This is a genomic window from Bartonella sp. WD12.1 (assembly GCF_002022415.1).
GTDB lineage: Bacteria > Pseudomonadota > Alphaproteobacteria > Rhizobiales > Rhizobiaceae > Bartonella.
Genome location: NZ_MUBG01000001.1, coordinates 319,370 through 339,695, shown reverse-complemented (window position 1 = coordinate 339,695; position 20,326 = coordinate 319,370). Strand labels below are relative to the sequence as shown.

The window sequence follows — 20,326 nt, the reverse complement described above, 5'->3', positions numbered from 1 at the left end:
ATTTCATTAAAGTCAGTTGCTAAGAAATCACCAAACAGTACGTACTGCACCTTCATTCATAATAAAATACATTATAAAGCTTGAAGAATAATTCTGCTTAGTTTATCCATTAATGAACTGGTTACAAATAAAAAAGTGAAATGTCAGAACAAACTCAATGTTTAATCTCATATGAAGAACTATTAAGCTTTTATAAAGAAAGTGGTGTAGATGCTGCGCTTAATGATACGCCAATTGACCGTTTTAGCCAATCTGCTATTTTAGAGCAAAAATCAAAACAAGCAGTTGACATCATCCAGCATAAACAGACTTCACAGCCTATAAAACTGCATAACAAGCCACCACACAATCTTGACAATAAAACACATGACACGCTTTCAGCCATAGAGATAGCAAATAGTGCTCATACACTTGACGAATTAAAATCTGCCCTCCTCGCTTTTAATGGTTGCTCATTGAAATTGACAGCTAAAAACACCTGTTTTTCAGATGGAACAGCAGGAAGTCCACTTATGCTTATAGGAGAAGCACCAGGACGAGACGAAGATATACAAGGAATTCCGTTCGTTGGAAAAGCAGGAATGCTACTGAACAAAATATTGGCATCTATTGGTCTAACAAGAAAAAATGTTTACATAGCAAACACTGTTCCGTGGCGTCCACCTGGAAATCGCACACCAACACCAAGAGAAGTCGCATTATGCCGCCCCTTTATTGAACGGCAAATTCAGTTGGCTAATCCTCGTGTTCTTATCGCGCTAGGAGGAACTGCTGCACAATTTCTTACGGGGGCTCAAGGCGGAATTATCCGTATAAGGGGAAAATGGCAAATCTATGAGAGCGCAAATAACGTTAAAATACCTGTTATGCCAACTTTTCATCCTGCTTATCTTTTACGAACCCCTAGTCAAAAAAAGCTTACATGGATGGATTTTCTAGAAGTAAAAGACCGTCTCAATAATCTTTTATAACTCATTGATCTTCCTTCTTTTTAAAACACAAACGTTTAATTACTCATATTCCCAAATACAATAAGGAAAAAATTATGAAACAACCAACTATTCCCACTTATCGTTTGGAAGATTATCAGCCCACACCTTATGCTATACCCAAAACGCAACTTGATTTTTGCTTGGAACCAACAAAAACTCGTGTTACAGCAACATTACTGATTGAGCCTCGTGAAAATATAAAAAATTAACACCCTTGGTACTTTCTGGTGACGAACTTACATTAATTTCTGTTGCTATAAATGGTGAAAAATTAGCCGATAATGCTTACAAAAGCACCCCTTCATATTTGGAAATTACAACTCCACCTACTTCTCCTTTTACATTGCAATTGGTTACAGAACTGAACCCTGAAAATAACCGCAAACTCATGGGGCTTTACCTTTCAAACGGTGTTTATTGCACACAGTGTGAAGCGGAAGGTTTTCGCCGTATTACTTATTTTTATGACCGCCCAGATGTTCTTTCCACTTATACAGTAAGAATTGAAGCAGATTCTCACACAATTCCTATCTTGCTTTCTAATGGTAATCTTGTTGAAACAGGAACCCTTGATAACAACCGCCATTTTGCTATTTGGGAAGACCCTTATCCGAAACCATCTTACCTCTTTGCTCTAGTTGGTGGAGATCTTGATGAGTTAGAAGATCATTTTACCACTGAATCTGGGCGGCGGGTCAAACTTGGCATCTATGTAGAAAAAGGAAAAACAAAACGAGCAATCTATGCGATGGATGCACTCAAGCGCTCCATGCGTTGGGATGAACAATGCTTTGGACGAGAATATGATCTTGATGTTTTCAATATTGTTGCTGTCTCAGATTTCAATATGGGTGCAATGGAAAACAAAGGATTAAACATTTTTAATGACAAATATGTTCTTGCAGACCATGAAACAGCAACCGACCATGATTACCGAAATGTTGAGCGTGTTATTGCACATGAATATTTCCACAATTGGACTGGAAATCGTATTACGTGCCGTGATTGGTTTCAGCTTTGTTTAAAAGAAGGGTTAACTGTTTATCGCGATCAGGAATTTTCTGCAGATCAAAATGTACGCAGCCTACAGAGAATTGAAAACATAAAAACTCTGAAAGCTACACAATTTTCTGAAGATTCTGGTCCACTGGCTCACCCTGTACGACCTCGTCAATATAGTCAAATCAACAATTTTTATACTACGACTATCTATGAAAAAGGTGCAGAAGTGGTCCGCATGGTGCACACTATTTTAGGCCCTACTCTGTTTCGTAAAGGTATGGATCTCTATTTCCAGCGCCATGATGGACAAGCATGTACCATTGAAGATTTTATCGCTTGTTTTGCTGAAGTTTCTGGTAGAGATTTTTCACAATTTATGTTGTGGTATGAACAAGCTGGTACGCCCAATGTGAAAATCGATAGTCATTATAATGATGGCGTTTTAACGATTCATGCGAAGCAACATATTCCAGCAACACCACAACAAAACGAAAAAAAACCTATGTTCATTCCTATCGCCTTTGGCTTACTGGGGCATAAGGGAGAAGCATTAACTTATGAATCTGATGCAAATATTCAAGCAGATGTTATGATGCTGTCTCAGGAAACTCAAACCTTTACATTAAAAGGATTGCGTGAAAAGCCTATTTTATCACTTCTCAGAAATTTTTCTGCTCCTATTACTTTACAAACCCCATTTAATGAAGATGAACTGATTTTTCTTGCTAAAAACGATAGTAATCAAATTAATCGCTGGCAATCACTCAACCATCTGATAACGCAAGCCCTTATTCAAGTGATTAAAGATAAAACGCTAGAAAAGAGTGGCATGCCCTCTAATTTGTTAGAACTCATCGAAATGATCGTTAAAGATGAAAATCTTGAACCTGAATTTCGCGCATTTTGTTTAAGCTTACCTAGCGAAGTTGAACTTGCTCGCACACTCGCTGAAAATGTCGATCCAGATCGTATTCATCACGTGCGTAATCAATTTTTATCTTCTATCGCACACACTCATCAAGAGCTCTTAACAGAAATCTACACACAGATGGAGATAAAAGAGCCCTATTCACCAAACACTGCACAAATTGGAAAACGAGCATTACGCAATATTATATTAGACTATCTTTCTATTGCAGAAAACAAACCAGATCGTGCTGCTACCCAATATGCAATGGCTGATAACATGACTGACCGCATGGCCAGCATAACGATTTTAGTGCAACGCTTTAATGAAAGTAAACAAGCACAAGACGCCTTAAATGATTTTGAAAACCGGTATCGTCATGATCCTTTGGTTATGGATAAATGGTTTTCTATTCAAGCGATGGTTGCTGGAGAGGCAACACTTAGCCAGGTTCAAAAACTCATGAAACATCCGCTCTTTTCACAGGATAATCCCAATCGAGTTCGTGCCCTGATTGGTGCCTTTGCAGCAGGAAACCAAACAGGTTTCAATAGAGTTGATGGAGCAGCTTATCATTTCCTTTGCCAAATCATTTTAGAAATTGACAAAAAGAATCCACAACTTTCTTCGAGATTATTAACAATTATGCGCTCTTGGCGACAATGGGAACCCATTCGACAGCAGAAACTTGAAACTGCATTAAAAACAATTGCAGCCGCACCTAAATTGTCAAGTGATGTAGCAGATATCATTAACCGTATGCTCAGTTAAAAATATTTATAATCAATATATTATAAGATATTTTAAAGATAAATTAGAAACATCTATTCAATAACGGTAAACTCATAAACAAGTCGTGAAAGCTTGTTTATGAGCAATATTAAAACGTCTGTAATATCCAATAATTTACGTTCATAGCAGTAAAATTACTTTCTCCTAAAAAAAAGACTAGACAGAAGACTCCTGTTTTGATTCACTGTACCTACTGGTTTGTTATGAGTACAGAAATAGTTTTCCAGTCATATTATTCATGATTAGAGGAACCAGAAATGGAGAAATTGGACGTATATAATGCGCCCACAGGAATATATTCCGATTCAAAACCGAGCGTTCAAAATCGCAAGGCACAGGAAGCGTATATTGATTTGCTTTCTGGTTCAATTTATAAAAAACTTTTATCGATTGAACCTTGGCTACGTCGGTCTATCCCATTCATCATCATTCTTTTCCTCATTGTGTTAGCAGCTGTTCGCTTTGTATCAATTTATGATTTACGCCATACGATTGATAAAGATACGCGCTCTACAATGAATTTATTAGCTGCTCACATCATAAATACGATTGATCGTGACTTATCTATCATTACCAAACAAGGAAAAGCTACTGGTCTTTCTTATAGTCATTTAGAAGATGTTCTTGTCGATCTGCGTAACCAAAACCTTGTCAATACCAATACTATAATTGCTATAGTCGATCAAAATGAAAACGTTCTAGTTTCATCTAGTTCAGAGATAATCTTAGGAAAACCTTTAAAAAATTTCATCTCTGAAAATACCGCTTTAGAGTCTCTTAGACAGCACACTGGCACTACACAAATCAAAATAGGAACAGAGCTTGTCTTAGCTTTACTCAGCCAAACAAAAAACAGCCAATATAGCGTATTTATAAGTGAGAAAACACACGACATCTATATGGAATGGCGTAAAATCTTCTCATTAAATATGACCTTATTCATAGGAACTACCGGTATTATACTGGCTCTTCTTTATGCATATTACAACCAAGTTTTACGTACACATAATATGGATCTGGTTTCAGAAAAAAATCAAAACCGTATTGATATGGCAATGATGCGTGGACGTTGTGGGTTGTGGGATTGGAATATGGCAAGCGGGCGAGTATATTGGTCACGAGCTATGTACGAAATGCTTGGTTATGTGCCTCAAGATGCATTGCTGTCGATTTCTCAAATTACTGCCATTATCAACCCAACTGATACTAATTTTTTTGATCTTGCTCAGGAATTAATGAGTGGTGAAAAAAAACACATCGATATTAATATTCCCATGCGCCATGCTGACGGTCATTATATATGGATGCGTTTTCGTGCCGAAGTTACTGAAGGAGAAGAACCTCATTTAGTTGGTATTTCCTTTGATATTAGCGAGCAACGTCAACTTGCCGAACAAACAGCACAAGCTGATCTTCGTATTCGCGATGCTATTGAAAATATTTCAGAATCTTTTGTATTATGGGACTCCGAAGGGCGTTTAGTTATGTCCAATAGTAAATTTTGCGAATATGCAGCTATCCCAAAACAAATGCTGCAATCAGGTATTCAACGTGCAACTGTCGAAGCTATGGCACGTCCTGCTATTAGTGAATATCTCCTTAAAGAAGATGGAGCTGGTAATCTAACCAGTATTCGCCAAACTGCAGATGGGTTCTGGCTCAAAATTAATGAACGACGTACACAAGACGGAGGGCTTGTTTGCACTGGCACTGATATTTCCGAACTTAAACAACAACAAGAAAAATTTAAAAACAGTGAAAAGAGTCTTTTTTCCTTCATTCAAGAACTCAAACGTGCACGAGGAAATGCCCAGCAACGTGCAACAGAGGTTGAAAAACTTAACAAAAGTCTGCAAGCAGAAAAAGAGCGAGCTGAAAGTGCTAATAAAGCTAAATCAGAATTTTTAGCTAATATATCCCATGAATTACGCACCCCTCTTAACGCTATTCTTGGTTTTTCAGATATCATGTTGCAATCCACCTTTGGTCCTCTTGGCTCACAGCGCTACAAAGAATATATGCGTGATATCCACAATTCAGGAACTCATCTTCTAACTCTCATCAATGATATCCTTGATATGTCAAAAATCGAAGCTGGAAGATTTACTCTTGATTGTAAAAATATTGATCTTGGACCAATTATCAGTGAAGCAGTTCGAACACTTACCCCACAAGCACAAGAAAAAAAGGTTTCCGTTACAGAGAATATTGCACCAGAGCTTCATGCTGAAGTTGATTGCCGTGCCATAAGACAGATTTTCCTTAATCTCATTTCTAATGCTGTTAAGTTTACGCCTTCTGGTGGCAATATTGATGTTTGTGCCTTCCAAAAAGAAAATAACCTTATCTTTAAAATAAAAGATACAGGAGTTGGTATTCCTCAAGCAGCAATCAAAAAACTTGGGCAACCTTTTGAACAAGTTGAAAATCAATTTACTAAAACTCATACCGGTTCAGGCCTTGGGCTAGCTATTTCTCGTTCTCTCGTTAAACTGCACAAAGGAAAACTTGAAATTACTTCTGAAGAAGAAAAAGGTACAACTGTAACTATTACAATGCCAATTCAACAAAATTAAAATTTTTAAACAAAACATTCTTGCTGTTCTCGATGAAGCAAAGTTTGTTTTCGTTGAATACCCCAACGATAACCTGCAATAGCACCATTTGTGTATATCACACGGTGGCAAGGAATGGCTAATGCTAACTTATTATGTGCACACGCATTTGCAACCGCACGAACAGCCTTCGGCATACCGATATGTTGCGCTAATTCTTTATAAGAAATTGTTTCCCCACATTGCACTTCACATAATGCACCCCATACTTTTTTCTGAAAAGCTGTACCTTTAATATCTAATTGTAAATCACAATATTCTGCTAATTTAGGGGTTTCTACCATCGCTATAATATGTGCAATTTCTCTATTTAATATATGATCATCAATATTGGATTGCACATTGGTAAAGCATATTTTCAATTCCTGTAATAACTGTTCAGCAGTATCGCCTAAAGCTATATTACAAATACCTTTGAGAGATTTTGCAATTAAGAGCACCCCTATTGATGTCTCTTTCAAGATAACAACCACCGCATCTTGCGAATTCTCATTTTTAAGCTTTATCATAAACGCCTTGTGAGAATTGAACTAACATTTTATACAATTTAATCTTCTGACAAAATGGAAATTTTATGATAAAGCGTGTTCAATCTTTTAACACCTGTGTAAAAATTGAACGTACCAGTTGCCCTGTTTCGTCAATCAATTTCTCGACACGTAGCAAATCAGGCTCACCAACACTATGCAACAAGAGATCACCTAGCCCAGGTGGCATATCATCAGGATTAAGATAATCATTTAAGCAAAGGCGTATAATTTGACTCAAATTTGTATAAAGGCAATAAGCGTGATGTAATTCAGAAATAAGTGATTGATCAAGAAAACTTTTCGGCAAATGAGAAAGAATATCAGCAGTCGTCATTCCAATCTGGAATTCAATCATATGAGTTATAAGAGCAAATTGAGCAATAAATTCAAGATCCATAATTCCACCAGGTATAGTTTTTAAATCCCATCGATTTTTCGGTGGTTTTTTTTGCTCAATTAAGACACGCATTTCACGTATTTCTTTTGTGATCATTTTTTTATCGCGAGGAAGTGCAATAATTGCACAAACCTCATTTTCTAACTTTTGCAAAAAATCAGCATCGCCAGCTATACCCCGCGCTCGGGTTAAAGCAAGATGTTCCCATATCCATGCTTCCTTACGCTGATATTTTGCAAAAACTTCAAAAAAAACAGCAACAGGCCCTTTATTGCCCAATGGTCGCAATCGTAGATCAACCGCATAAAGAACACCTTGACTTGTAGAAGAAGATAAAGCAGAAACAAAACGTTGTGTTAGACGAGTATAATATTGAGAAACATAAAGAGGCTTTTCTCCATCAGATTTTTCTGCATCTTCATCATGATCATAAAGCACAATAAGATCAACATCTGAACCTGCAGTTAATTCACAGCTTCCAAGTTTACCCATACCTAATATACCAATACATCCTCCTTTAACATGACCATGACAACGAGAAAACTCTTCTTGAACAACAGCAATCGTTTTCGCAATCACAAGATCTGCAAGTAGAGCAAAAGCAAAACCTGCTTTATCTCCTGTAATTGTACCGTTCAAAAGTCGGATACCAATCAAAAAGCGTTGCTCATCTGCAAAAATTCTTAAACGATCCAGAATATCTTCATAAGCAGTTACACCCTCAAGGAAATAATCAATTTGATTTTCTAGATAAGCTTTTGTTGGCAATTCTGAAAAAATTGTTGGATCTAGCATTCCATCAAAAACATGTGGTTTACGTGTAATAATTTCCGCAAGGCGTGGAGCTGCTCCCATAATACGTACCAACATATTTAAAAGAGATGGATTAGATTGCAATAAACTAAAAAGTTGAATCCCTGAAGGTAAACCTTGCAAAAAACTATCAAAACGCAACATCGCCTGATCAGCTCTTTTAGTAGCACCGAAAGCTTTCAAAAGTGCTGGTGTAAGTTCCGTTAACCTTTCACGTGCTTCAGCAGATTGAGTGGCTTTATAACGCCCACAATGCAGCGTGCGCATAATACGACAAATATCACTAGCCCTTTCAAAACCTAAACGACTTAATGTGACAAGTGTTTCGGGATCATCTTCTTCACCTGTAAAAACTAAATTGCCAATTTCCAAGCCAAGTTCTTGTTCATGCTCAAATAGCGCTGCATAATGTTTTTCAACTATTTTAAGTGTTTCTAATAAATCGCTAATAAAGCAGTCTTTCTTTTTATACCCCATCAAATATGCAACGCTAGTGAATTGAGAAACATCTTCTGGCAAAATATGCGTCTGCTCATCTGCAAGCATTTGAATACGGTGTTCAACATTACGTAAAAAAGTATAACTTTTTATAAGACTATCTCTGGTTTCCTTACCAATCCAACCAAGATTATAAAGTTCTTTCAACATTGCAACTGTCTCACGTCCTCGCAATTGAGGAAAGCGTCCACCTGCAATTAACTGTTGTGTCTGAACAAAAAATTCAATCTCGCGAATACCACCCCTTCCTAATTTTATATTATGGCCAAAAGCAGCAATTTGACCATAATTTTTATACACATGGATTTGACGTTTGATAGAATGAATATCAGCAATAGCAGCATAGTCTAAATATTTTCGCCATATATAAGGTGAAAGATCTTTAAGTACATTAAAACCTGCAATAATATCACCAGCCACTGGACGTGCCTTAATCATAGCTGCACGTTCCCAATTTTGTCCACGCCCTTCATAATAACGCAAAGCTGCTCTTACCGGTAATGCTAAAGGCGTTGAACCCGGATCGGGACGAAGTCGCAAGTCAAGCCGAAAAACATATCCATCAGCAGTACGGGCTTGAATGATATGAATCAATCGACGTACTATTTTAGAGAATACATCGACACTTTCATAAAAATCACCAATATGAGGCAATGTGTCATCAATAAAAATAATAAGATCTATATCAGAAGAATAATTAAGTTCTCCTGCACCAAACTTTCCCATACCTAAAATGATCAAGCCACAATTTTGTTCTGGATTGTCACGATTAAGCAAACTAATCTTTCCATGATCATGTGCTTCTCTCAAAAGAAAACGTAAAGCTGCCCCTAAAGCCGCTTCACCTAAGCGTGTTAACCATGCACATGATACTGCGCAAGTAAAAATACCACTTAAATCAGCTAAAGCGATAAGAACATGTGCTTCTTTTTTCTTGCGTCTTAAAGCAGCCATTAATGAAGCTTCATGAATACCTTCAACTCTATCGATAGCTGCAATATCTTCTATAATTTTGCTAAGCCTTGTTTCTATATCAACATCCAATAAGGAATTAAGATAAGATGGATTGGCAATCAAAACTTCACGCAAAAAAGGAGATAAAGTCATAATTGCACTAATGAAGTCAACCTGCTCTCCCCCAACTGTAATATAGGAAACCAAAGATTCTAAATTTTCTTTTCTTGCTTGTTCTGTAATATCCTTCAACCATTGAGAACCACTTTCATCAAGTGGACATAAAGAGAGAAGCTGTGTTTTTAAAAAAGCTTTTTTCATCTACATTTCCTTGAGAAAGAATTTTGAATTTTGTTTTATTAATTCACATTATAGACTTTAAAAAACAATCTTACACACATCAAATAAAGTGATGAAGTAAACAAATTTAAGGAAACATCAAAACAGCTCTAAGCCCTGGATTTGCATCTTCAAGTAACAGCTCTCCCCCATGCAATTTCATAACAGCTTTTGCTATACTTAAACCAATACCACAACCAGGTTGTGTGCGGCTTTTCTCAAGACGAACAAACCGTTCTGTTACTTTTTCACGCTTATCTTCTGCAATTCCCGGACCATTATCACTAACCACAACGAGCAAACATTCGCCACGGTATTCCATTGACAAAGAAATTTCTGTATTTTTTTCACCACTAGGTGCATATTTGATTGCATTATCAATGAGATTAAAAATCGATTGTGCAATAAGCTCACGATTGAGCTGAAGCTCTTTATCAAAGACATGCCCTAATCGAAGCAAAATACCCGCTTCTTCAGCAAAAGGCTCATAAAGTTCAACCGCATCTTCAAGAATTAGCTTCACATTCATTGGCTCAAGGTGTGCAATCGAACTGCTGGCTTCAATGCGTGAAATCATCAAAATGGCATTAAAAGTACGAATAAGCTGATCTGATTCAGCGATAACATCATCCAGCGCTTGCCGATATTCAAGCTCTGTTTTTTGTCCTGACAGCGCTTCTTCAGCACGATTTCTAAGGCGTGTTAGCGGCGTTTTAAGATCATGAGCAATATTATCTGATACCTGACGTAAACCAATATTTAATTCTTCAATACGGTCTAACATAACATTGAGATTAGCTGACAGTCGATCAAACTCATCACCTGCTTGAGAAACAGGTAAGCGCTCACTAAAATCACCATCCATTACATGTTGGGATGCAGCCGTGACACGATCAATCCTCTGCAACGCCCGTCTGCCAACAAAAAACCATATTAATAAAGCCCCTCCAACCATCGCTATAAGAGCAATCATCACAGCTTTACGAATAACCTTTGCAAAACGTTCTGGTTCATCTAAATCCCGTCCAACAAGAAGCTTCATAGCATTTGGCAAATCAACAACAACTGCTAAAGCACGGTGCTCACTTGTTTTGCCATGTTCTCCAAAACGTGAATATAAAAAAGAGTCCGAAAGAAAGCCATTATATTTAAGCAGACCAGGCTCAATACGAGCAACATTGCCTGTTAAAATACGCCCCATAGGATCAGTAACAAGATAAAGAAAAGCCCCCGGTTGTCGCGAACGATGATCAATAGTACGCATTAATAAAGACAATCCGCCATAATTATAAGCGCTTTCAATATTCCTTAATTCTTCACGTAAAGCTTGTTCAGTTTGATCTGTTAACAATGAAACAGCAAATGCTGTCATATAAATAGAAAGACCAGCTGCAACCAAACTAAACAATAAAATATAAAGCGCAGAAAGCCTTAAAGCAGTTGTGCGCATTATATTGATTAAACGGTTCATATTTTTTATCTGGAGCCTTTAGCATATATCCAGCTCCACGGACCGTATGTAAAAGTGGAATATCAAAGTCTTTTTCAATTTTTGCCCTCAAGCGAGATATATGCACATCAATTACATTCGTTTGCGGATCAAAATGATAATCCCAAACATTTTCCAAAAGCATAGTGCGTGTAACAACCTGGCCAGCATACCGCATTAAATATTCAAGCAAACGAAATTCGCGTGGTTGTAATATGATATTTATTCCACCACGTTTTACTGTATGTGCTAACCGATCAAGTTCAAGATTGCCTACACAATAAACAGTTTCTGCCTCTTTAGGGCTTTTGCGCCGTTGCAATACTTCAACCCGTGCAAGAAGTTCTGAAAATGCATAAGGTTTTGTTAGATAATCATCACCCCCTGCACGTAAACCCGTTACACGATCATCAACTTGCCCTAAAGCAGAAAGAATAAGAACTGGCGTTTCATTGCCTTTTGCACGTAATTCAGAAACAATAGACAGACCATCACGATGCGGTAGCATCCGATCAACAACCATGACGTCATAATTGCCTGTCTCAGCCAAAGAATAACCAGTATCCCCGTCACAAGCAATATCAGCCGTATATCCTACTTCTAAAAATGCTTTTTCAAGATAACGTCCTGTTTCACGATCATCTTCAATGACAAGTATCTTCATAAACGCTTCTCCAATTATTTTATTAAACGATTATGGGACAGAAATTTATAAAAATTCTGTCCCACTGTTAACAGACGTTATTTCTTAACAATTTGAAGAGCAATAAAACGATTTTGATCATTTGTACGTACTTGCAACAATATTGCATTTCGTCCTAGTTTTTGTGCATTCTTAATTGCATCAGTAATATCAGATACCTTTTTGACCAGTTTATTATTAACTGTTACAATTACATCACCAGGGCGAATTCCCTTCTCTGCTGCTTCTGAATCTGAATCCACATCGTTTACAACCATTCCTTGACCGTCATCAGAAGGAGTTACAATCAAACCGTAATCTTCTAGCGGTTCATTCGAACTCTGTTGCTTACTTGAAGACCTTGAAGTTTCTTTCTTATTTTCACTTTCTGGCATCGCATCAAGCTTAACTTTAATCTTTTCTTCTTTGCCAGATCTCCAAACATTCAAAACTGCTGTTTCTCCTGGTCTAATATGCGCAATACGCCGTGCTAAATCACGCGCATCAGTAACTTTTTCACCATTTACTGCAATAATTACATCACCTGTTTTAATACCAGCCTTTTCTGCAGGCCCTTTAAGCGGATCAGTAACTAAAGCACCTTTGGTTTCTTTTAAACCTACTGAATCAGAAATTTCTTTAGTCACTGGTTGAATCTGAACACCAAGCCAACCACGTTGAACTGAACCTTTTTCAATAAGCTGCTTTACAACCTGTTTTGCTGTTGTCGCAGGAATAGCAAATGCAATTCCAACGTTTCCTCCAGAGGGAGAAAAAATTGCTGTATTAATTCCAACAACTTGCCCATTAAGATTAAAAGTTGGCCCACCAGAATTACCCCTATTAACAGCAGCATCAATCTGAATAAAATCATCATAAATACCAGCACCGATATCACGTCCACGTGCTGAAACAATCCCTGCTGTTACAGTCCCACCAAGACCAAATGGATTACCAACAGCAACAACCCAATCGCCAACATAAAGCTTTGAATCATCAGCAAAATCAACATATGGGAATGTTCGTTTATCATCCACCTTTAACACTGCCAAATCAGTTCGAGAATCTGTTCCAATAAGTTTGGCATTAAGTTCTGTACCATCATCAAGAACAACAGAATAGCTTGTTCCATCAGAAATTACGTGATCATTAGTCACAATATAACCATCAGACGAAATAAAAAAACCAGATCCAAAAGCTATAGGACGGGGTTTATGCGAACGATGAGAATGCTTATTGTTAGGCCAACTACGGTCATAAAACTCTTTGAAAAATTTTTTTAAAGGATGTTGATCTGGTAATTGATCAATACCTGGAGCACTAAAAAAGCCATCAAAGAACCACTCTTCTTTTTTTGCATTGCTCTTCACCTGCACTGAAACAACTGCAGGTTTTACTTGAGACACAATATTTGCAAACCCCTGCTGATGCACTGATGGAACGAATACAGGATCTGCATGAGCTGCTGTCATCCAAAAGTTTGATCCGCTCAAAAACATTGTACTTGCTAAAACCGTAGAAAGACCTATTGCCGGTGATATCATACGGAAGATTGGTTTAACCATTTTGTGTGCTCCTATTTAGTAATATTGAGGTCTTTATGAAATTAGTAATAAAACAACAGACCTTACCGTTTTCTGTCTAAATCGTTAAAGTTTTGTAAGGTTAGACAAACAACAATTCATAATAATAGATAGAGACAAAGCATTAATTTAAACAGACCAAACTTCTTTTCTGTATATAATTTACTTCATTTTGATAAACATTTTTAATGGTCCCTATTCATTAGTTTTGAAAGCGATTAAGAGCGTTTACGGCGTTTTATCTGAAAAAATATAACACTTATACCAATGATAAGAAATATCAGAGGAAACAACCATAAAAACCATGTTATTTTATTGAATGATAACTCCAACAAAATAAATTCACCATATCTTTCAACAAGGAAATCAATAATCTGTTGATCACTATCACCTGCTTTTAAACGTTCACGTATTAAAAGGCGTAAATCATGTGCCAATGGAGCATCTGAATCATTAATCGATTGATTGTAGCAAACTGGGCAACGCAACTGTGATGAAATATTACGAGCCCGTGATTCAAGTATTGGGTCTTCTAAAATTTCATGTGGCTCTACTGCTATCACAAATTGTATAGGAGAAAAGATAACACAAAAAATAAAAGCCCAAAAGAAAAACCTTTTCACTGCAATACTCTTTCAAAAATATTTAAAATTGGAAATTACTCATTGATGCATCCTTATACGCAACCAATAACCTAAAAAAGAAAAACAGCCACCAATTGCCATCATCAATGCACCAAACCAAATACAGATCACGTAAGGTTTCCACCGTATATGTACATCAAGACCTTGATCACCTATTCGACCTGGCTCAACATAAAATTGAGAAAAACCACAACTTTTGATACCAACTTTTGTCGTTGATATATTTTTACTTGAATAAAATCTTTTTGATGCCGTTATGTTGCGCACAGATTTCTGATTTTTATATATTTTAAAATCAAATTGCATTTCAGAATAATTTGAGAAAGCAACATTACGTAATGCATCAAAACGAATAGTTTTACCAGCTATTGTAACCGTATCCCCTATTTGCATGGTTAACATCTGTTCTTGCTCAAAAGTTGCAACACAAACAATACCAAATAATGTGACCCCTAATCCCATATGTGCCAATGCAGCTCCAAAAACAGACCACGGTAATCCAAAAAATCTCCTAGCTCGTATCAGCACGGGTGTTTTTCGATGACCGCTCTTCACCCAAAGACCAGCTAAACTACCTAAGAAAACAAAAATTGAAAGCCCAACGCCCAAAGCTGCAAAAATATCACGCCAAGACGTTGTATAAAATGTTATAAAACAGGCCATGCAAGCTAATACAAAAACAAACCACAACCGCTCAAAAACTGCAAGAAAATCGCCGCGCTTCCATGCTATCATTGGCCCAAATGGAACCAACAATAATAGCACCACCATTAAAGGCCCAAATGTAAGTTTAAAAAAATGAGCACCTACAGAAATTTTTTGTCCAGTTAATGCTTCAATAAAATAAGGATAAACTGTACCAACTAACACTGTTGCTGTCGCCGTGATGAGAAATAAATTATTTAAAACAATAAAACCTTCACGCGAAATTGGTTGAAAAAATCCACCTATTTTCAAAACAGGTACACGCAAAGCAAAGAGTAAAAAAGCTCCACTTATAAAAAAAAGCAAAATAGCAAGAATTGCCTGCCCACGTGCTGGATCAATAGCAAAACTATGAACAGACATTAAAATACCTGAACGAACAAGAAAAGTCCCCATAAGAGAAAGAGAAAAAGTAAGAATGGCTAAAAACAAAGTCCAACTTTTTAAGGCATTCCGCTTTTCAAGAACAATAGCAGAATGCAAAAAAGCCGTTCCTGAAAGCCAAGGCATAAGTGAAACATTCTCAACGGGATCCCAAAACCAATAACCACCCCAGCCAAGTTCATAATAAGCCCAATATGAACCAACCATAATCCCAAGTGTTAAAAAAAACCATGAAAGAAGAATCCATGGTCGTACCCAACGTGCCCAAACTCTATCAACATGCCCTATAATTAATGCAGCTATTGAAAAAGAAAAACAAACTGAAAAACCAACATAACCTAAATAAAGAAATGGTGGATGAATTGCTAAAGCATTATCCTGTAAAAGAGGATTAAGATCATTTCCTTGTAATGCTGGTGGATCAATACGTACAAATGGGTTGGATAAAAAAAGAATAAATAAAAGAAAAGCACTTGTAATCCAACTTTGGCAACTTAAAACTAATGCTTTAAATTTTTCTGGCAGTTGATGACTAAACAATGCCACCAATGCACTAAAAAAAGCTAGAATTAAAACCCATAATAACATTGATCCTTCGTGATTACTCCAAACACCAATGACTTTATAAAACATTGGTTTTTCTGAATGAGAGTTCTCAACAACATTCAGAACAGAAAAATCGGATACCATATAGGCATGCACAATAATTGAAAAAGACAAGAACAATAATATAAAGATGATATACGCCAGCGGTTCCACTATCCGCATCAATGAGCGCTCTGCCCATAAAATACCCAAAATAGGTAAAAAAGCCTGCAATAAACTAACCGTAAATGCCGAAGCTAAAAAAATATGACCCAATTCAACGAGCATGATCAAATGCCCTCTCCATACTATGACGCTTTTTTACCTGACCAGCTGTTTCCTTAGACATATAAGTCTCATTATGTTTTGCCAAAACACGTGTGCCTATAAAAAGCCCCTGTTTGTCAAAATATCCTTCTACGATAACACCCTGCTCTTCACGAAATAGATCTGGTAATATACCATTGAAAACTACTTTTTGACGCTTTGAATGATCAGTCACGAAAAAAGTTACTTTCATCTTGTCACTGTATTCAACAGTCCCTTTTTCAACAAAACCACCTAGACGCAAAGAGTGACCTGTTAAAATATCCTCCCTAGTGATCTCAGACGGCGTTCGGAAAAAACTTGCAGCATTACGCATTGCGTATAATAAAAAGCCTGCTGCAATTGCCATTATAAAAAGACATAATAAAATGAGTAGCAAACGCTTTTTTTTCCGCTTTTTTAAAATAAGTTTAAGTGAAGGGAGACTCTTTAAAGATTGACTGTTCATAGCCTATTTACAAAAAATATTTTTATAAATTACATGATATAATAAGTACAATTTAATCATTCATATACTTTATCTTTTTAGATAGCTTTTTCCGTATCCTGTACATTAATCAATTTGCTTATAATTTTACTACTCAATAAGCCCATTTGTTTCAATAGTCCTAAGCTGTTCCAATACACTTCTTTGACATTCTAATTACATGTATTGCGTAACTGAACTATCATTTCTTCAATACGGGATCGTCCTGGAACATCCTTAGACATTGTACTGAGAAAATTTTGTAAAAGCTGGACTGCCTGTTCAGGCTTACCAGCTTGACAAAGTGCATCAGCTAAAAATAAACGAGGATAAAAATCATCTGGAGCTAAATCTGCAGCCTTTTGAAAAGCATTCTGCGCCTCTTGTGTAATTATTCCACCTTCATAACCAACCAACGCTAGACCATACCCCATCAACCTTGGAGCTGTTTCTCCATTCAAACGAAGTGCATCTAAATAAATATTCACCGCGTCCTGAAAAAGACCTTCCTCAAAATAACTGATTGCTAAAATATCTGCTATCTTGCCATCATTCGGCATGCGAAAAAAAAGCGTTTGTAAACGTACAAGTTTCTCATGCCTATTTAACGTTTGTGGATCTTTATCCATTAATTCATTAAAAAAATAACTTTTGGCTCCCGGACTGCCTGTTAAACTATAAATACCGCATGTTACAAATGGAACAAATAAAATAACAAATGCCTTTAAGGCACAAATGCTCTTATGATGCTTATAAGGTTTTTGTACAAAACCACTCTGTGTTTCAACAGAAATGGCTGTACTGGGTAATTCAAGATGTACTTCTTGTATGCGCTCTTTATCAATGAAGTTATGTTCAAAACCAGATTCAATTCTATGAATCTGGTTTTTGCCCTTATCCATAATCAGAACTTGCCTATCTTTTTTAAATCCGTAGTCAAAATGCAGAAAAAAAAGATAACAATTGTTAAAAGAATGAGAAAAAACGCAGCTAAAATTAATAATAGCATATTACTGTAATATCATTATAATAATTAAAAAGCTATAATTTGTTCTTCTTTACTCCGTAATTCATGCAAGAAATTTCCTAGTTTCCATTAGAATTGCGACATGTATTACTATAAACCATTTACAGCGTATCATTGAGGATAAAAAACTGTATTGATAACAATTTTCAAACCAACTTGGATAAAATAATCCTAGTATCACCATTTTTAGGAATATTTCCCTCGTATAAATATTCAAGTGATTTTTGCAGCATCCAATATCCTCTAACATTATATCCTTTACAAATTTTGTAATGACTTGCCAAAAATAAAAGCATTAAAAAACCCATAAAAACAAAGCCACCTTTGCATTATGATTGAGCAAAATTCATTTTAATTTTACCCACATATACAAAGACTCCATTTATAGATCTTTAGTGTATACAAACACCATTCTAACATACAAAAAATGATTTTTTACCTCAATGCGTTGTATGAAAATACTACTCCATTGATTAATTCTAATATACGCGCCTCTTAGAAAAAAATATATTTACCGTCTTGGCAATAAAACTTTTGTATATAATCCACCCAATTTAGAACGTGATAAAGAAAGACTCCCCCCATATTCACTGACTATATCTGAAACGATCGCTAATCCTAATCCTGTTCCCGGTTTACTTTCATCAAGTCGCTGTCCTCTTTTTAAAGCTTTATCCATTTGCTCTTCTGTTAAACCAGGACCATCATCTTCGATAATGATATTAAAGAATGCTTCCTCTTCAACGCCCTCTTCTAAACCACAGCAAACTAAAATTTGAGTGCGAGACCATTGAGCAGCATTCTCAATCAAATTACCGACAATTTCCTCTAAATCTTCCCTTTCACCAGAAAAAACAATATCATCAATATCCATGATAAATTGAATATGTTTATCAGGATTGAGCTTTTCCATAACCCGCACCAAACGATCGAGCACTTTGCGAACAGATGTGTGATTAATAATACTGTTGCACTGCGCTGCAATCCGAGAACGCTGTAGATAATGATTGATTTGAGCCTGCATTATTTTAGCTTGTTCACATAATAAAACAGCCTGTTTTCCGCTCATTTTATTAGTTTCATTCATGATAACTGATAAAGGTGTCTTCAATGAATGAGCAAGATTACCAACCTGCGTCCGAAATCGTTCAATAATACGCTGATTATTATTAATAAGAGCATTCATTTCTTGTGCCAACGGCATAACTTCACTCAATAAATCCGTATTAACATAATCAGCTTTACCTTCACGAATATCATTCAATGTTTGTCGAATTCGTTTCAATGGTTGAAAACTAAAAAAAATAACAGCAATATTGATAAGAACACTACCTATACCAAAACTCCAAAGAAAAATTTGTAAAGTTTGCTTAAACTCTTTTACTTGCGCATGCGCTTCATCAATATTCCCAACGAGGCGAAAACGTGCAACCCTATTCTGATTATCTAAAACAATATCGCTTTCAACAACCTGTAGGTTCTTACCATCATCCCCTTTTACTCGATAAGAACGAAAGAATTGATTGTCAAAAGGCACATCAACATCGCTTGGTGAAAAAATCTTTTTAGTTCCCAATGACGGTGATACCAATCTTCCATGTAAATCAGGTGATACAGCAACTACTTCCCAATACCACCCTGATGTGGAATCTGAATAACGAATATCATCAAATCCAAGACCTCCTTTTAAATACCCCTCAGGTGTTACAGTTACAGTCGCAATAAGACTATAAAGCTGAGCAGAAAGAATACGACATAGACTTTGTTCACTTGAACGCTGATAAAACAAAATACTGATTGCTGAAATAGATGAAACCGAAATAGTAACCCACAATGTAGATAAAATCATAACACGTAAGCTGAGAGAATTACCAACAAAATAAAATAACTTCTTAAGCTGGCTATTGTTCTTCAAAGCTATCATTTATCACCTAATGTTTTCACCCGGTAACCCATTCCACGAATAGTCTCTATCAAATCTACCCCAAGCTTTTTTCGTAACCGCCCCACAAAAACTTCAATCGTATTTGAATCTTTATCAAAATCCTGATCATAAAGATGTTCGATAAGCTCTGTCCTTGAAACGATTTGATCACAATGGTGCATAAGATAAGAAAGAAGCCTAAACTCATGTGACGTCAATTTAATTAATTGACCACCAACAAAAACACGAGAAGTCTTAGTATCCAACAAAACACTCCCACAGGATAATGAATTTGTTGCATGGCCTGCAGCTCGACGAATTAATGCCCGTAACCGTGCTATTACCTCCTCTATATGGAACGGTTTAACAACATAATCATCAGCACCTGCATCAATGCCAAGTACCTTATCAGACCAACGATCACGTGCTGTTAGCATTAAAACAGGCATCAAAAACCCCTCTTGGCGCCATTTCTCAACAACACGAATCCCATCCATGCGTGGTAAACCAATATCAAGGATCACAGCATCATAAGGCTCTGTACTTCCTAAAAAATAAGCTTCTTCACCATCAAAAACACAATCAAAAACATATCCTGCATTTTTCAAAGCTTCTGCTAATTGATCATTAAGATCTCGATCATCTTCAACAATTAGAATGCGCATCACTAT

General features: G+C 36.5%; 13 protein-coding genes and 1 pseudogene. 3 read left to right on the top strand and 11 right to left on the bottom strand.

What is annotated here, in order from left to right; genetic code table 11:
- Positions 1-140: 140 nt before the first annotated feature.
- From BWD121_RS01230 to BWD121_RS01220, 3 genes and pseudogenes are all read left to right on the top strand, one after another.
- Positions 141-971, top strand: a complete 831-nt coding sequence (locus BWD121_RS01230) for a uracil-DNA glycosylase (RefSeq protein ID WP_078663047.1) — start codon at positions 141-143, stop codon at positions 969-971.
- A gap of 74 nt (positions 972-1,045) precedes the next feature.
- Positions 1,046-3,672: pseudogene (gene pepN, locus BWD121_RS01225) on the top strand (aminopeptidase N).
- Between the two features lie 278 nt (positions 3,673-3,950).
- Positions 3,951-6,269 (top strand): PAS domain-containing sensor histidine kinase, encoded by a 2,319-nt coding sequence (locus BWD121_RS01220; RefSeq protein WP_078663046.1) that lies wholly within the window; start codon positions 3,951-3,953, stop codon positions 6,267-6,269.
- A 5-nt stretch (positions 6,270-6,274) separates the two neighbouring features.
- On the opposite strand, the gene BWD121_RS01215 is transcribed toward BWD121_RS01220, so the two are convergent.
- From BWD121_RS01215 to BWD121_RS01165, 11 genes are all read right to left on the bottom strand, one after another.
- Entirely contained in the window at positions 6,275-6,817 is a 543-nt protein-coding gene (locus BWD121_RS01215; protein WP_078663045.1) for a methylated-DNA--[protein]-cysteine S-methyltransferase, read from the bottom strand.
- Between the two features lie 79 nt (positions 6,818-6,896).
- Positions 6,897-9,821, bottom strand: a complete 2,925-nt coding sequence (locus BWD121_RS01210) for a bifunctional [glutamine synthetase] adenylyltransferase/[glutamine synthetase]-adenylyl-L-tyrosine phosphorylase (protein ID WP_078663044.1) — start codon at positions 9,819-9,821, stop codon at positions 6,897-6,899.
- A 106-nt stretch (positions 9,822-9,927) separates the two neighbouring features.
- The gene (locus BWD121_RS01205; protein ID WP_078663043.1) at positions 9,928-11,310 is read right to left on the bottom strand and encodes an ATP-binding protein; all 1,383 of its coding nucleotides are present in this window, start codon (positions 11,308-11,310) and stop codon (positions 9,928-9,930) included.
- On the bottom strand, positions 11,240-11,992 hold the full coding sequence (locus BWD121_RS01200; RefSeq protein ID WP_240536676.1) for a response regulator transcription factor: 753 nt from the start codon (positions 11,990-11,992) through the stop codon (positions 11,240-11,242). The genes BWD121_RS01205 and BWD121_RS01200 overlap by 71 nt, the downstream gene beginning before the upstream one ends.
- Positions 11,993-12,069: 77 nt before the next feature.
- Positions 12,070-13,575, bottom strand: a complete 1,506-nt coding sequence (locus BWD121_RS01195; protein WP_078663042.1) for a Do family serine endopeptidase — start codon at positions 13,573-13,575, stop codon at positions 12,070-12,072.
- Positions 13,576-13,811: 236 nt separating this feature from the next.
- A complete protein-coding gene (locus tag BWD121_RS01190) occupies positions 13,812-14,216 on the bottom strand; it encodes a cytochrome c-type biogenesis protein (protein WP_078663041.1) in 405 nt (134 codons plus the stop codon).
- 39 nt (positions 14,217-14,255) lie between these two features.
- Complete coding sequence (locus tag BWD121_RS01185; protein WP_078663040.1) at positions 14,256-16,199, bottom strand: heme lyase CcmF/NrfE family subunit; 1,944 nt, start codon at positions 16,197-16,199, stop codon at positions 14,256-14,258.
- A complete protein-coding gene (gene ccmE / locus BWD121_RS01180; protein WP_078663039.1) occupies positions 16,189-16,686 on the bottom strand; it encodes a cytochrome c maturation protein CcmE in 498 nt (165 codons plus the stop codon). Before ccmE ends, BWD121_RS01185 begins: the two co-directional genes overlap by 11 nt.
- Positions 16,687-16,877: 191 nt before the next feature.
- Entirely contained in the window at positions 16,878-17,606 is a 729-nt protein-coding gene (locus tag BWD121_RS01175) for a tetratricopeptide repeat protein (RefSeq protein ID WP_240536675.1), read from the bottom strand.
- Between the two features lie 636 nt (positions 17,607-18,242).
- Positions 18,243-19,655, bottom strand: a complete 1,413-nt coding sequence (locus tag BWD121_RS01170; RefSeq protein WP_078663038.1) for a sensor histidine kinase — start codon at positions 19,653-19,655, stop codon at positions 18,243-18,245.
- Positions 19,652-20,320 carry a response regulator transcription factor gene (locus BWD121_RS01165; RefSeq protein ID WP_078663037.1) on the bottom strand — a complete coding sequence of 223 codons (669 nt, stop codon included), beginning with the start codon at positions 20,318-20,320 and terminating at the stop codon, positions 19,652-19,654. The genes BWD121_RS01170 and BWD121_RS01165 overlap by 4 nt, the downstream gene beginning before the upstream one ends.
- Positions 20,321-20,326: the final 6 nt, after the last annotated feature.

What these genes read in the sequence shown, in the direction of transcription:
- BWD121_RS01230 (WP_078663047.1), top strand. Translation starts at nt 141, where the DNA reads ATGTCAGAACAAACTCAATGTTTAATCTCATATGAAGAACTATTAAGC.
- BWD121_RS01220 (WP_078663046.1), top strand. Translation starts at nt 3,951, where the DNA reads ATGGAGAAATTGGACGTATATAATGCGCCCACAGGAATATATTCCGAT.
- BWD121_RS01215 (WP_078663045.1), bottom strand. Translation starts at nt 6,817, where the DNA reads ATGATAAAGCTTAAAAATGAGAATTCGCAAGATGCGGTGGTTGTTATC.
- BWD121_RS01210 (WP_078663044.1), bottom strand. Translation starts at nt 9,821, where the DNA reads ATGAAAAAAGCTTTTTTAAAAACACAGCTTCTCTCTTTATGTCCACTT.
- BWD121_RS01205 (WP_078663043.1), bottom strand. Translation starts at nt 11,310, where the DNA reads ATGAACCGTTTAATCAATATAATGCGCACAACTGCTTTAAGGCTTTCT.
- BWD121_RS01200 (WP_240536676.1), bottom strand. Translation starts at nt 11,992, where the DNA reads ATGAAGATACTTGTCATTGAAGATGATCGTGAAACAGGACGTTATCTT.
- BWD121_RS01195 (WP_078663042.1), bottom strand. Translation starts at nt 13,575, where the DNA reads ATGGTTAAACCAATCTTCCGTATGATATCACCGGCAATAGGTCTTTCT.
- BWD121_RS01185 (WP_078663040.1), bottom strand. Translation starts at nt 16,199, where the DNA reads ATGCTCGTTGAATTGGGTCATATTTTTTTAGCTTCGGCATTTACGGTT.
- ccmE (WP_078663039.1), bottom strand. Translation starts at nt 16,686, where the DNA reads ATGAACAGTCAATCTTTAAAGAGTCTCCCTTCACTTAAACTTATTTTA.
- BWD121_RS01175 (WP_240536675.1), bottom strand. Translation starts at nt 17,606, where the DNA reads ATGGATAAGGGCAAAAACCAGATTCATAGAATTGAATCTGGTTTTGAA.
- BWD121_RS01170 (WP_078663038.1), bottom strand. Translation starts at nt 19,655, where the DNA reads ATGATAGCTTTGAAGAACAATAGCCAGCTTAAGAAGTTATTTTATTTT.
- BWD121_RS01165 (WP_078663037.1), bottom strand. Translation starts at nt 20,320, where the DNA reads ATGCGCATTCTAATTGTTGAAGATGATCGAGATCTTAATGATCAATTA.